This is a genomic window from Saccharibacillus sp. O23 (genome assembly GCF_002205895.1).
Taxonomy (GTDB): domain Bacteria; phylum Bacillota; class Bacilli; order Paenibacillales; family Paenibacillaceae; genus Saccharibacillus.
On the sequence record NZ_NJDE01000006.1, the window covers coordinates 174,173 to 187,210 of the forward strand.

At 57.0% G+C, this 13,038-nt stretch carries 14 protein-coding genes and 1 pseudogene; 8 read left to right on the forward strand and 7 right to left on the reverse strand.

Translation table 11 applies throughout. The features are described from left to right. Positions 1-7 precede the first annotated feature (7 nt). The 3 genes from CDO73_RS08550 to CDO73_RS08560 all read left to right on the forward strand — a co-directional run bounded on the left by CDO73_RS08550 (position 8) and on the right by CDO73_RS08560 (position 2,487). Positions 8-310 (forward strand): immunity 53 family protein, encoded by a 303-nt coding sequence (locus CDO73_RS08550; protein WP_088488104.1) that lies wholly within the window; start codon positions 8-10, stop codon positions 308-310. Continuing rightward, positions 298-1,248, forward strand: coding sequence for a HEAT repeat domain-containing protein (locus CDO73_RS08555; RefSeq protein WP_088488105.1), 951 nt, complete (start codon positions 298-300; stop codon positions 1,246-1,248). Before CDO73_RS08550 ends, CDO73_RS08555 begins: the two co-directional genes overlap by 13 nt. A 201-nt stretch (positions 1,249-1,449) precedes the next feature. Then, positions 1,450-2,487, forward strand: a complete 1,038-nt coding sequence (locus CDO73_RS08560; RefSeq protein ID WP_088488106.1) for a hypothetical protein — start codon at positions 1,450-1,452, stop codon at positions 2,485-2,487. Positions 2,488-2,589: 102 nt separating this feature from the next. Here CDO73_RS08560 and CDO73_RS08565 read toward each other — a convergent pair whose 3' ends face one another. Next, a complete protein-coding gene (locus tag CDO73_RS08565) occupies positions 2,590-2,958 on the reverse strand; it encodes a VOC family protein (protein WP_088488107.1) in 369 nt (122 codons plus the stop codon). Positions 2,959-3,120: 162 nt separating this feature from the next. Here CDO73_RS08565 and CDO73_RS08570 point away from each other — a divergent pair, with 162 nt between their 5' ends. Both CDO73_RS08570 and CDO73_RS08575 read left to right on the forward strand, forming a co-directional pair. After that, the gene (locus CDO73_RS08570) at positions 3,121-3,768 is read left to right on the forward strand and encodes a HEAT repeat domain-containing protein (protein WP_088488108.1); all 648 of its coding nucleotides are present in this window, start codon (positions 3,121-3,123) and stop codon (positions 3,766-3,768) included. Positions 3,769-3,869: 101 nt separating this feature from the next. Next, on the forward strand, positions 3,870-4,532 hold the full coding sequence (locus tag CDO73_RS08575; RefSeq protein WP_088488109.1) for a barstar family protein: 663 nt from the start codon (positions 3,870-3,872) through the stop codon (positions 4,530-4,532). 408 nt (positions 4,533-4,940) lie between these two features. Here the strand turns inward: CDO73_RS08575 and CDO73_RS08580 are convergent, their stop codons facing one another. From CDO73_RS08580 to CDO73_RS08605, 6 genes are read right to left on the reverse strand one after another with little or no spacing between them, the layout of a single operon-like run. After that, the gene (locus CDO73_RS08580) at positions 4,941-6,179 is read right to left on the reverse strand and encodes a hypothetical protein (protein ID WP_088488110.1); all 1,239 of its coding nucleotides are present in this window, start codon (positions 6,177-6,179) and stop codon (positions 4,941-4,943) included. A gap of 39 nt (positions 6,180-6,218) precedes the next feature. Beyond that, complete coding sequence (locus tag CDO73_RS08585) at positions 6,219-7,463, reverse strand: hypothetical protein (RefSeq protein ID WP_088488111.1); 1,245 nt, start codon at positions 7,461-7,463, stop codon at positions 6,219-6,221. Then, positions 7,460-8,512 (reverse strand): hypothetical protein, encoded by a 1,053-nt coding sequence (locus CDO73_RS08590; RefSeq protein ID WP_088488112.1) that lies wholly within the window; start codon positions 8,510-8,512, stop codon positions 7,460-7,462. Before CDO73_RS08590 ends, CDO73_RS08585 begins: the two co-directional genes overlap by 4 nt. Positions 8,513-8,518: 6 nt before the next feature. Further along, positions 8,519-9,379 (reverse strand): ABC transporter ATP-binding protein, encoded by an 861-nt coding sequence (locus CDO73_RS08595; RefSeq protein WP_088488113.1) that lies wholly within the window; start codon positions 9,377-9,379, stop codon positions 8,519-8,521. Further along, positions 9,366-10,073 (reverse strand): hypothetical protein, encoded by a 708-nt coding sequence (locus CDO73_RS08600; protein ID WP_088488114.1) that lies wholly within the window; start codon positions 10,071-10,073, stop codon positions 9,366-9,368. The genes CDO73_RS08595 and CDO73_RS08600 overlap by 14 nt, the downstream gene beginning before the upstream one ends. Then, positions 10,066-10,614, reverse strand: a complete 549-nt coding sequence (locus CDO73_RS08605; RefSeq protein ID WP_179218632.1) for an RNA polymerase sigma factor — start codon at positions 10,612-10,614, stop codon at positions 10,066-10,068. Before CDO73_RS08605 ends, CDO73_RS08600 begins: the two co-directional genes overlap by 8 nt. An 84-nt stretch (positions 10,615-10,698) precedes the next feature. Here CDO73_RS08605 and CDO73_RS27430 point away from each other — a divergent pair. From CDO73_RS27430 to CDO73_RS08620, 3 genes and pseudogenes are all read left to right on the forward strand, one after another. Beyond that, positions 10,699-10,992: pseudogene (locus CDO73_RS27430) on the forward strand (sugar ABC transporter substrate-binding protein); the annotation flags it as partial. A gap of 187 nt (positions 10,993-11,179) precedes the next feature. Further along, positions 11,180-11,899 carry a HEAT repeat domain-containing protein gene (locus CDO73_RS08615; RefSeq protein WP_179218633.1) on the forward strand — a complete coding sequence of 240 codons (720 nt, stop codon included), beginning with the start codon at positions 11,180-11,182 and terminating at the stop codon, positions 11,897-11,899. Further along, positions 11,896-12,627: a hypothetical protein gene (locus CDO73_RS08620; protein ID WP_088488117.1), complete on the forward strand. Its 732-nt coding sequence runs from the start codon at positions 11,896-11,898 to the stop codon at positions 12,625-12,627. The genes CDO73_RS08615 and CDO73_RS08620 overlap by 4 nt, the downstream gene beginning before the upstream one ends. Positions 12,628-13,038: the final 411 nt, after the last annotated feature.

The following is a 13,038-nucleotide window of genomic DNA, read 5'->3' on the forward strand; positions in this document are numbered from 1 at the left end:
AAAAGCGATGAACGATCTGCAATGGCTGCAAGATTGGTACGCCCGGCAGTGCGACGGCGATTGGGAGCACAGTTGGGGCGTGCGGGTAACGACGCTGGACAATCCCGGCTGGAGGGTGAGCATTCATTTGGAAGACACGGAGCTGGAAGGGAAGACTTTCACGAAGCTTCAGATCGACCGCACGGAAGAGGACTGGATCTATGCCAAGGTGGAAAACAACTTCTACGAAGGCGTGGGCGGAGCGCTTAATTTGACCGAGATCTTCGGCGTTTTTTGGGAATGGACGGAGGCGAACGAATGGCGGAATTAACGGATACGTTCGGCACGTCGAGCTTCAATTTATCTTTTCACGCTGGGGAAGGGTTGGTGTCGGGATACGAAGAGGATTACAACAACTGGATTCCGATCGTTTACGAGACGAAGATCTGCGGTCGGTCGTATACGGTAAGTCCGGAAGAGAAAGCTTGTCTCAGCGTGCAGGAGATCTCGTTCATGTTCGCGTCGTTCCGGCGAATCCTGCAAGAGAAGAGGGAGAGCGGATCGTTCGGCCGAACGGAGATCGCTTCTTCCGATTTGCTCTACAAACTGACCTTCGAACACGAATCGGAAAACGACCGGATCGCTTTCTCGATTCGGACGATCGAAGCGATTCGCACGTACGGAGCGATTCAAGGCGTGGAGATGGAGCTTCAGATGACCGTCGAATTCGAAGCGTTCGAACGCTTCGGCCGGGAACTGGGACAGGAGCTGCTGCCGATTCTGGCCCGGTACGGGTTGAAGCTGGCCGAAACGGATTGGCGCCGACAACAAGAAGCGTTCGTGCAGGAGCGAATGCGGGCGGTAGGCGAATTGGCGGCGAGCGGCAGCACGATCGAAAACGATATTCTGCTTCGGGAGTTGGCCGAGACGGACGATCCCCGGCTGCGAAACGAGCTTGCGCTGGCCTTATCCGATCTGGGCGAGGAGCAGGCGGTCGACGTCTTGATCGAACTGGTGCAGCAGCGCAGAACGCAAGGGTATCGCGGAACGCTGTTATATGCGCTGGAACCGCTGGATTATGCCCGGCATCATAAAGTCTTGATCGAGCAGTTGGTCGGAGGCGGTTACGAGGCGAGCGCGCAGGCGTATACGCTGCTGGAGAAGATCTCGTCGACGTTTACCGAAAGCGAGCGGGAAGCTTATCGAACGCGAATCGCGGATAAATTGGGATTATTGAACGGAGCGCTCTCGCTGTTCGACCCACGCTAGGGCGTGTCTTCAAACCTCGATGGAAGCAGATTTTGCCGAATTTTCGTGCTAAACAAGGAACTTTCCTGCAGGCGTGCCGGGGCACGTCAAAGGGAAGTGACGCGGTAGAGCGCGAAAAGGCGGTAAAAGATGCACATTAGCAGGTTTGAAGACGTGCCCTAGGAGACACGCGCTATAGAGATCGAGGAAGGAGGCAATCGTTTGCGGCTGTGGCTGAAAATAAGTCTAAGCACGCTCGGCGTCTGCGGCATCGCGCTCGTCGCATGGCTGCTGCTGGGATATACCGCGAATTTTCAGAGGACGCCCGATCTGATCGCTACGGTGAAGCTGTTTATGATCGCGCTGCCGCTGTTTCTGCTGTCGCTGCTCTGTTTGCTGTCGGTCAGGACGCCGAAGATCCAACTGCGTTTGCCGCTGCATCTTGCTTTGTTAGGCGCGACCATTCTTATGGGAATCTTCGCTTGGAACGATGCGCGCACGATCGAGCGCGTCGGGTGGTTGGAGCCGTACGTACAATCGGATACGCTCAAGATTACCGAAGACGGACGTTACGTGTATCAAGTGGAAGTGGCGAACCTTGCGCAGCGCAACCGTTCCGCGCGGCTGTTCGTGGAGAAAAGGGAAGGCGGATGGGAACAACGGATTCGGCTGGAAATGTCGGCGCAGGAGATGCACGACATGGTTTACAGCGGTTCCGATTGGGGGCGGTTGGTCGCCGGGGAAGGAGCATATGGCTTCGTGTTGTCTCCGACGGACGAGGTGCCGGAAGCCGATTGGAATTTCGCTGTCGATCTGAAGAACGGGCAGGCTCATAGGGATGATCCTCCGGGCCGCGACCGGCGGAGCGCCTCGATCGACGAGCTGACTCCGGATGAACGAGAAGCGCTCGTGATGCCGGATCATCCTGTCGATTCGCCTCGCGGCAAATTCCGGGCTTCGATGACGCCGATCGACGATCCCGTGGTTAGACGATTCGAGGTAGCGGTCACGGAGCCGGCAACAGGAAACCGGATCGTGCTCGAAGACGGGCTGCGTGCGAGAGACAATAATTTCGTGCTGTGGGACGAGCGGGGCCGCCTCTGGATCTACAGCGGCGACACCGGAACGACGGTATGGACCGACGCGCAAGGTGAATGGGAAAGCGTGCCTTATACGTCTGGCGACCACAACGAAGACTTGAGTCTGCCGGATCTGCTGGCGAAACTGCGGCCTGCGCTGATCCCGCCGGAAAGCGAATAAAGCTTCGCAAAAAAATCCCTTCGAAGCAAACAGGTCGGGAAATCGCCTGCTGCTTTAAAGGGAGCGTAAGGTGTGGACCAAGACGCCGCTAACGCAAGCGGATCAGCCTTTGTCGTGAAGCGTGATGCGGTAACCGTCCGGATCGACAAACGTAAACGTTCTTCCGAACGGCCCGTCGATCGGGGCGGAGACGATCTCGACGCCTGCCGCGGCAAGTTTGTCGTGAATCTCCTGCGCGTCGGGAGCATACAACCACAGCGCGACGCCGAGTCCCGGCAAGCTGCCCGAACCGAGTTCGGTGCCCGGCAGCAGATCGCGAAGAGCGAAAGCGATCGGTCGGGTGTCGAAGACTACGGCATGCGGCGGTCCCGATTGCGAACGGACGAGTCCGAGATGGTTCTGATAAAATTCGGCGGAGCTTTCCAGATTGCTGACTTGAAGCGAGATGAAGTCGGGTCCGATGGTTGGCAAGATAAATCCTCCTTAGATGTAGGTGCTGAATGTGCTTAACGTTTCTATAGTCTTAGGATAGACTCCCTCTACTGACAGCAGTATGTCAGGAGTTAAATTGTCCGACGCGGGAATTTGTTTGTTAGGGCTATATCGATCGAGATAGGAAGGAGGCGCGCGCAGATGGACTTTTTGCAGGAACTGAATCGCGAACTCGACGAGTTCTGGTCTTGGGCGGAAACGACTCGCGAAGCGTACGAGCGAGATTCGAGTTCGTCTTTGATTGAGGATGTCTGCTTATATTCCGAATGGGACAAGATCCTGCATCTGACCGGAGTAATCATCGCCGAACTGGCGACAAATCCGGATTCCGAAGCGAAGATCCAAGCCGTGCTGTTGGTGATGGCTCTGAACAACGAAGACCAAGACATTCTCGATCGATGCGAAGAAGGGCTTCATGGAGAAGCGGCTTGGCAGGTCATCCGGCGAGGCGCCGTCTTCCATGCTTACGAGACAAGATGGCAGATCGCCGAATGGATTCGCCGCAGCGATCAGGCAGAATGGAACGGGGTTCTGGAGACGCTGCTGAAAGACGACGATAAATACGTTCAAAGAAGAGCTTTGTTGGCGATGGCCGAGAAGCTTCCTTCGTTAGCCGACGAATATGCGCTCGAGAAAATCAAAGACGAAGATTTCATGTTGAGATTGGTGTCTTTGCGGATCTTGAACGAACATGATTCGCCTGATCTGAACGAATCGCTGGACTTTTTGTCCGAAGATCCCGAACCGCTGATCCGGAGAGAAGTCGAAGAGATTCGAAGCCTGCTGTAAAACTCGATGTATCGAAAACGCGATCAAGCCGAACGTTCGGCAAAAAATAGGAAATCGGATCCGAATACGATAAAAAAAGAGATGAAGGAGGACCGACCCCGTTGATCAATTTCGAACTCGATCCGAATTTTCGCAAATATCGCAATCGAACGCGGGTGGCCTTAGAGGGCTTGAACATCGTCGTCGCCAACCGAGCCGGACAGATTCTGCACGAACTGTATTTCGCTTCGCACGGTAAAATCGATTGGAATCAAGCGGAAGCGGAGAACGGTCCGGTCCGTCTCGATCTGGTCGGGACTTTCGCGGAGCCTGTATCGGAAGAGGTGCTGAAGGTCTGGGGATTGTGGCGGGAATCGCTGCCGATCCGAACCAACGAATGGGTGTTTTTGGACGAAAATTTGCAAAAAGGCTGGCTGGACGCGGTGCGGTATCGGGTTAATCGCGGCACGTCGGGCATCGGACAGACGGCTCCGCCTTTTCGGTTGGATCAGACCGGGGTGAGCAGCGCTGAGAACTTTTTCCTCGCGTTGGGCGAAGCGGTCGTCGGCCCCTGCGGGTATTACGGTTGGAACGCGCTAAGTCTGGACGATTTGCTGTGCTGCGAACCCGCTCTCGTGCCTCCTTTCGATCTCGTCCTCGTCGGCGCGAACCCGGATGCTTCGGACGGATGGAGCAAAAAGATCGGAGACCGGGAAACGGCCGAGCAGCTGAAAGCGTTATCCGAGGAATACGGCGTCCGATTTATCGCGGAAAATCAAGCGTAGCAAGAAGCGTGAACGTGATCGATAGCCCGATATTTTCCCTTCCGCAGATGAATGTTGACTTTTTGCTCACTTTTTTGCCCGAAAAGAACGTATTTTCGGAAAATGCAGTCGTTACGTCAACAATTTTGGCTGTTTTAGCGAAAAAATGCGATTTGTGCGGGGAAATGTGCGCATAAAGTCAACAATTCCGCAAAAAAAGCAGAATTCGAGCCGAAATGCTGACCTGACGACAACATTTTGAAAAGGGACATCGAAAAGAGGCCGGTCTGTTTGCACCAAGTCTCCCCTATAGGGCGACGAGCCGCGTATTAGCCGTCATTATCTCGCGAAGAACGGCGATCCGCGTGTCTGGCGATCCGGCTGTTGGCGTCCGGCGAATAACGCGTACTCGATAATTTGCCGACCCTCCTAACTGACATCAGCCTTCTTCTCGCGCAAAGCGACCCATAGCGCTCCCGCCAGTCCGATCGCGGCGAGGGCGGCGCACAGGATCGGCTCGGGCATCGCCACCCGCCCTCGCAGCACGCCCGAGAACAGAATGTTGTGGAACGAAAAAGCTCGGCTGATCGCCAGCACGGCCAAGCCGGACAGCGCGATACCGGTCGGGACGAGCTTGATCAGCATGGTGATCAGATTGGCGCTGAACTTCGCGAGAATAAACGCCAATCCGGCCGAGGCCGCGCACATCAGCACGATCATGCCGGCCAACACGAGCGCATATCGGCCGAACGTCATATCGTACAGCCCCATCTCGAAATAGGTGAACGATTGGATCGACGCGTGCGCGTAATCGCCCATGCCTGCCGCGATTAACGGAAGGCTGCCGATCACGATCGACAGCAGCGAGACGGCGCAGCCGCTGGCCAGCATCGCCGCTCCTTGAACGAACAGAATGCGGCGGCCGGTTTGCGATGAATACTGAATCAGATAGATATTCCGCGCCCGGTCCCGAGCGAGCGGAACTCCCGTCAGCAGGAGCGTCGCCGCGATCGCGAAGACCCCGATCGTCGCCGCGTACATCGAGACGGTCTCGCACAGATCGACGCGGATCAGGCTGTCGTTATGCCGTTTCAGAATCTGCTCGGCGGCTTCGACGACAACCGGGCGTTCGTCGCGGGCGATGATCGTTTGCAGGGTCGGCCCGTATTCCGCATAGGCGCTTTCCAGCGCTTCAAGCGTCTGCATTTGAATCTGCGGCGAAGCGTAGAATTCGTCCAACGTTTGCCCGTCTCGGCGAAGCGATAGCCGGTCCTGCATATCCCCGGCCGCTTCAAGAAATTGCGCGGTTTGTCGATCGTTCATTCCTTCGGTGCTGCGTTCCGCGAACGCCCGATACTCGCGGTAATCGCGGACGCCGTATTCGGCAAAACGTGGGTCGTCAGCAATCAGCGCGTTCATCTCCGATTCGAGCGCCGCTTTTCGGCCCGGAACGTCGTACGCCGCCCATTCTTCCGGTTCCAGCGTATCGCCGTAACGTTCGAACAGCTCGCGCTGATGCGATCCGTAGCCGCCGTGCGTTCCGAGACTTTCGTAGCTGTTCAGCAAACCGCGCAGCATGGTGAACCAGACCAGAACCGCGAGAGCGGCGATCAGGAGCAGAATGCGCGGGTTCCAGATTTTTTTGAGTTCGTGCCGGAATAGGTTCAATGCGTCGTGCTCCTTTTCGTACGATCGTCTATCTCTTTTTTACAAAATATCCGCTCTCTTCTCCCGCTTCACGACAATCCCCGCCGTCAGCATTCCGACCGCCGCCAAAGCGCCGCACAGCATGACTTCCGGCATGGCGACGCGGCCGTGCAGAATGCGGTCGAACAAAGGGTTGTAGTATTCGAGCGCTCCGCTGATTGCGAATAAGTAGAGCGCCCAGAACGCCAGTCCTAACGGAACGATCTTAAGGACCGCCGCCATGATATTCGAACTGAACTTCGCCAGCACGAACGCGAAGCAGGCGGCGGCTATGCTTAGCAGCATACTCATGCCGACGAGCAGCAGGGCATACTGCGCGAACGTGATTTCGTAGGGGATCGCGATGCTGCCGTTCACCATAAAAAGCATCGAAACGCCGGCATAGTCGCTTATGTCCGCCGTCAGCAGCGGAACGGCGCTCACGGCAACCGCGATCAGCGAAAACACGCAGGCGCTGACCCAGACAGCCGCCCACTGCATCCATAAGATCCGGCGGCCTGCCGCGGACGAATACTGCAGCAGGTGGATGCCGCGCGCCCGGTCGCGATTCAGCGAAGGCGAGACGAGCAGCAGCGTCGCGAGAATGACGGATACGCCGACTACGGTAAAATGCCCGGATACAACTCCGCCCAAGTTATCGGGGACCAAACTGTTATTATGTTTGGCAAGAACTTGCCGGGCAGCTTCTATAAGCACCGGATGTTTTTCGTACATGAGGTAATACCCGATGTTGCGTTCGTAATCCGTATACGTAGCGTTTAAATTCCCCAGCATCGTCATTCGGATATAAGGCGAAGCGAACCGTTTTTTCGGATCGTTCCAAAGATCGTCCAGCGACAACTTGATATCCATTTGCATAGTGATTTCATCAAACGCGGCCCGTTCTTTCTCGTCCATGCTGTCCCTGTTTTGATCCCGAAAATTTTCGTACCCCGCATAAGTGGAGATGCCGTTCTGCACGAACAGCGGATCTTTGGCGATCCAAGCATCCAACTCGTTTTCCAGCGCCGCCATTTTCCCCGCAATATCGTAATCGGCCAATTCTTCCGGTTCCAGCGTCGGCCCGTATTTCTCGAACATCTCGCGCTGATAAGGACCGAAATTGCCGCCGTAATCGCTCACCGTCCGATAAGTCTCCATGTTTCCTTTCAGAATCGAGAACCAGATCAATACCGCGAACCCGGCGATCAAGATCAGCACGCGCCAATTCCAGATCTTTTTCAACTCGTACAGAAACAGCCTCAATGGATCTCCCTCCTTCTCAGCAGACGGTAAGCCAACCAGGCGGCAGCGGCAAACACGGCGGAATACGCGAACAGCCCCAGCGTCTCGAAGTTCGCCCATAACACCTCCGCCCGGCCGTCGGTGAACCAAGTGCCGCTGTTTCTCCACATCCACATCGGATTGAGGCTCCAAACGCTCTTGAAGATCGAGCCGACCGGCAGCAGAGGAGAACGCGCGATCAGATCGAACGCGGCGAGCAGCAGCACGCATGCGCCGAAAGCGGCGTAAGCGCTGCGAATCCCGGTCCCGGCGGCGAAGCCGATCAGGCCGCAGCAGAGCGCAAGCCCGAAGCTGATCGCGAGCGCCGCTCCCAGATACTCCGCGACCGTCAGATCATGCCACGTGATAAAAGGTTTGCTTTCGCCGAGCGCATGGTCGAAAACGCTGGAGACGTCCGCCCGCCACGGAATCGGAAAATCGAACAACACGAAAAACGTCAGCAGGCTTAATCCGATCACAAACAGACTCAGCGCCGCCGACGTGCTCAGCGCCGCCCAGAGCTTCGCGAGCTGAATTTTCCGCCCGATCTTCGAAACGTAAATCAAGCGTTCGGTGCCGCGCATCTGCTCGTAGACGGCAGCCAGCAGAGCGCACAGCAGCGCCAACAGACCGATCTCTTGACTGACATGCTTCAACAATTTGCCGAACAGCAGCACTTCGAGATCGGTCATCCGGCCGCTGAAGTAGACCGGAGGCTTCTCGGCGGAGGCCGCTTTGCGATCGACGACGGGCTGAAGCGCTTCGTATTTCGCGCGTACCCGCTCGGCGTTGTCTCCTTCGAGACGATACCAGCGCACGTAACCTTCGGCGATGTCCGCCGTTCGGTAGCCTTCGAAAATCGAAACCGCCTGAGCGGCGACCGCATCGGAAGGATGCCCGAGCTGATCGTAAGGCGCAAGACTATCGCGTTCGACGAGCAGAAACGTCAGATTGGCTATGACGCACATCGCGGCCAGAGCGAGCAGAACGGGGGACAGCAGCAGCTTTTTCAGCTCGTGCAGATAGATCATAGGCCTTCACTCTTCTTCGTCCCGATAGACGTACAGAAACACGTCTTCGAGATTCGGTTCGACGCTTCGTACCGATCCGGAATCTCCGATGCCGCGTTCGCTGGCGAATCGCGTGATCGTCCGTCCGTTCTCCTGCCTTTCGGTCAGCAGCAGACGCGGCGTCTTGATCTGCTCGATGGCGTCCGTTTCGAACACTTTGCCCGACAGCGTTCGGCAGATCGCGGCCGGCGAATCCTGCGCGAACAGACGACGGTCTTTGATCAAGATCACGCTGCCGGCGATCGTCTCGATATCCGACACGATATGGGTCGAGAGGATGACGATCCGGTCTTTGGACAGCGAAGAGATCAGATTGCGGAAACGCACGCGTTCTTTCGGATCGAGTCCGGCCGTCGGCTCGTCGAGAATCAGGATGCGCGGATCGTTCAGCATGGCCTGCGCGATCCCGACCCGCTGGATCATGCCGCCGGAGAATTTGCGCATCTTTTTGTCCCGTACGTCCGAGAGGCCGACTTGTTCGATCAGTTCGTCGATCCGCCCCGCGACCTGATCGCGCTTTAGGCATTTGACCGCGGCCATATAGCGCAGAAATTCGCGCGGCGTATGATTGCGGTAATAACCGAAATCCTGCGGCAGATAGCCGATGATGTCGCGATAGCTCGCGTCGAGCGCGACAATGTCGTCGCCGTTCCAGAGAATCTCCCCTTTGGTGGGGAAGATCAGCGTGGCGAGCATCTTGATCAGCGTCGTTTTGCCCGCGCCGTTGGGGGCGAGCAGGGCATAGACGCCTTGCGCGAATTCCAGATCGATCTCTTCCAGCGCGGCGAAGCTTCCGTATTGTTTGGTCACCCGGTTAAGCGATAGCATAAGATTTGACCTCCCGGAGCATTTTTGAGAGCTGCCACGCGAATAACGCGGCGCAGACGACGGCGAACGCGAGCGCGGCTCCGGCCGGAATGTTCCGAAGCAGCCGCTCCCATCCCGAGCCTGCGGCGAACATCAAGGCGATATTGCCGAGCAGCCAGACCGCGGTCAGCGAAGCCGGAATCCAGCCGTTTCGCGTACGGCGCAGCAGCGAGATCGAGAGCGCGGCACAGGCGAACAAAGCGGCCAGGCAGAGCGAGAACAGCGACAAAAACCCGAATTCGCCCTGCGTGCCGACATAAGCGATCAGCGCGGTGAACACCGTGCCTGCGGCGGAATAAGCCATCATGCGCAGCGCGGCGATCTGACGGATCGTGTAGCGGCAGGTCTGCTTGATCTCGTATAGACCGCCGAACCGTTCGGCCGTCTCCGCGAAAGACACGGCAAACAGCAGCAGCAGCGGAGCGATCGTCACCGCGGCCGAAGCGCGGTATTCCGCAGGGGCCAAGATAAACAAAGCCGATGCGAACCCCAGAGAAAGCGCCGCGAAAAACAAACCGTATCCCGTGTCCCAGAAAATAAAACGCAATCCCAATTCCCGCAGCATGTTGTAGGCGTGCCGCCCTGCCGTGACCGGCCGGATCAGTCCTTGATCGAGAATGGCTTCGATGCTGGCGTTTTTTTGTCGTTCATTCATGGTCTTCGAACTCCTTTCCGAGTTTGTGGATCAGTCGGTAATATCGCGATTTGACGCTGCTTTCCGCGAGATCGACCATCTCGGCGATCTCGCGGAACGTATACCCGCCGAACAGATGCAGCCGGAAGATCTTCTGAGTGTCCGGCGGCAGTCCGCCCACGAACGCGAAGACTTCTTCGACGAACTCGTTGTTTTCGAGCAATCGGGTGAAGTCCGTGTCGTCGATCGGCTCGAGTTCGTCCAGCGTCATCGTGAGCGATCGGTTGCGGTAAGACCGCGAACGATACCAGTCGATCAGTTTATTGGACGCGATACGGTATAACCAAGTGCGGAAGCTCGCGCCGCCTCGCGCGTCGTAATGCCCGATCGAGCGCAGCACGGAGATGAAGACTTCCTGCGTCAGATCGAGCGCGATCTCGTCGTCGGGAACCTGTTTGCGTATAAAACGGTAGATCTCGTCGTAATAAAGCCGCACCAGACGGTCGGCCGCGGCCCGATCGCCGCTTCTTCGAATCCGTTTGATGAGGCGCAGCTCGTTCAACCGCCCAACCTCCTTTTGTCGTTCTAGGGGTAAAAATATCGTGGTCAACGTAATAGTCGAGCGCGTCCGCGAAATAGTTTCAGAGGCGCAGCCAAAGATTCCGCCGCGAGCGGAAGCGATTCCGGCACCAAGCAGGAAGCTTCGTCCGATCAACCGGCGACGATCAACCTGTTTACGGCTTCGCCGGAATGCACGGATGCTTTTAACGCCTATATCGAAGAATACAAGAAGGTTAAGCCGAACGTCACGATCAACCTCGAAATCGTGCACGCCGATTACAGCGCCGATCTGACGAACGCCGTGCGCTCCAATACGAGTTCTTCCGACGGCAAAGTGCTGTTCGAGAAAGCGGGCATTACCGAACCGCCGAAGACCGTTCTCCGATCAGTGGTCGGAGCCGGTTTTCGGTTTTTTGCTTAAAGATTCGTAAACGCCCGGTCAATTCTTGCATCTCGGCGCGTCGCTTGCGCGACAACTGTGTATCTTTTCTATAACGTCCCATATTACGGAAAATAGAGAAGGGATGGAGAGAGAGGTACTGGTCGTTCGGAAAGGAGTCGGCAGGATGGAAGAAGCATCGGATCGGTTCTCGCCGGAAGCGCAGGCCGCGTTCGAACGGCTGCTGCGCATGCAAAAATGCGAAGAAGCGTTCGATTTCGCCTTCGTCGAGCGCTGCTCGCACGATTCGGAGTCGCTGATTCGGTGCGAAGCGGCCGCGGCGCTGGGCATCGACAGATGCGGCGAAGGGGAACGGATTCTGATTCGTTTGACCGACGATCCGAATCATCTGGTGCGGACCGAGGCTTGCGAGTCGCTCGCCTGGTACGAATCGGAAAAGGTGCTGCGCGTGCTGGAGCGGAAAATTCGGCGAGACCGTTCGGTCATGGTGCGCGCTTATGCGGTGTCCGTTTACGGCGATGTCGTACAGGCGCTCGGCCGATCGCGGGAAGAAGCGGCCGTTTTTCTGGAAAGCCGTCTGCTTCGCGAACGCTCGTCATGGGGAAGGCTGGCTTGGGCGGAAGTGCTGTACAAGTTCGGCCGGGAAACGTATTTGAACGAACTGTTGAACGGCCTCGAGCTGCCCGACCTAAGTTCGCGCTGCATGGCCGGAAACGGTTTGCGGGAAGTCGTGAATGTCGGCAACTGTCGGAAGATTCGAACGGCCGCGCTCGACTGGCTGGGCCGGGAGTCGGCGGCTTCTTCGGTCGAAATCGCGGTAAAACTGATCGAGACGTGTATCGAAACCGAATACGGAGCGAAACCCCAAGGAGGTCTGATTCCATGATTCAGGATGCCATGAACAAACGCCTGATCCCTTACCTGCGCGAGCACGGTTACGAACCGCAGAAGAAGGACCTGAACGATGCTTGGCCGTTTCTGAAGGAAGGCAAACCGCGCAGCCGGTCGATCGAGATCTCGCAAGGCCTGCAGGACGAGCATCTGATCGGCATGCAGGCTTACGTGGAAGGCTATTATCCGGGCAAGCCGGGCATCGAGTTCGTACGGTTCGACAGCGAAGACGAATTGGAAGAGATCTTGGACCGTTTTGTGGAGAAACTCGACCAAGAGCTGCTGCCGAAGATGGAAGAAGAAGCGCAGCGGCCGTATTATCAGCCGAGCGAAGCATTGAGCGAGAAGATTCTGAACGAATACCGGGAATGCGCGGACAAGCTGCGGGAACAGACGAACATCGACGACGGCGAGCCGGATACGCGCGAAGCGATTCGGCGGTTGGAGAACTGGCTGCGCGAGAAACGCAAACAGAGCGAACTGCCGAACGAAGACGATATCTGCATGGCCTGCTCGTATCTGATCGAACGGTTGGACCGCGATTTCGAGTTCAAGCTCAGTCTGGACTCCGGCGGCCGCGGACCGCTGATCGACCAAGTCAGCGGCAAAGACGAGACGCTGCATCTGCCGCTCGGCGCGGTCGTCTGGTTCTGGAACGAGATGGATCGCGAAGAGAGCCTGCTGCCGGTCATGTACGAGACGATCTCGGAGCAGCACGACTGATCGGACGGGCGAACCGAAGCGCCCGCGGCTTCGTGTCGGGCAAGCCGCAGGCATGAATCGGACATAGCCGAGCGAAAGGAGCCGGATTAGGATAGGCGGCGCGGTAATCTTCCATCCTATCGGCGTCTCGGCAAAAAAGCGACTCCGCGCGTATGCGCGGGGGCGCTTCTATGTGTCCGGAAATTCCGATTCGCTGCACGCAGCCGCTGCGATTTCGTTCGCATCGACCCGAACCCAATCGAATCGACGCGAACCGCCCTCCGGTTTCTAACGGATCGAGATGACGCTTAGCGGGCATTTGAAGCGGTTTTCAAATTCTAACGGATCGAGATGACGCTTAGAATAAAAAATAGCCGGTTTTCAGCCTGAAAATCGAACAATCGGACGGCTAAGGAATCTACGATCCGTTAG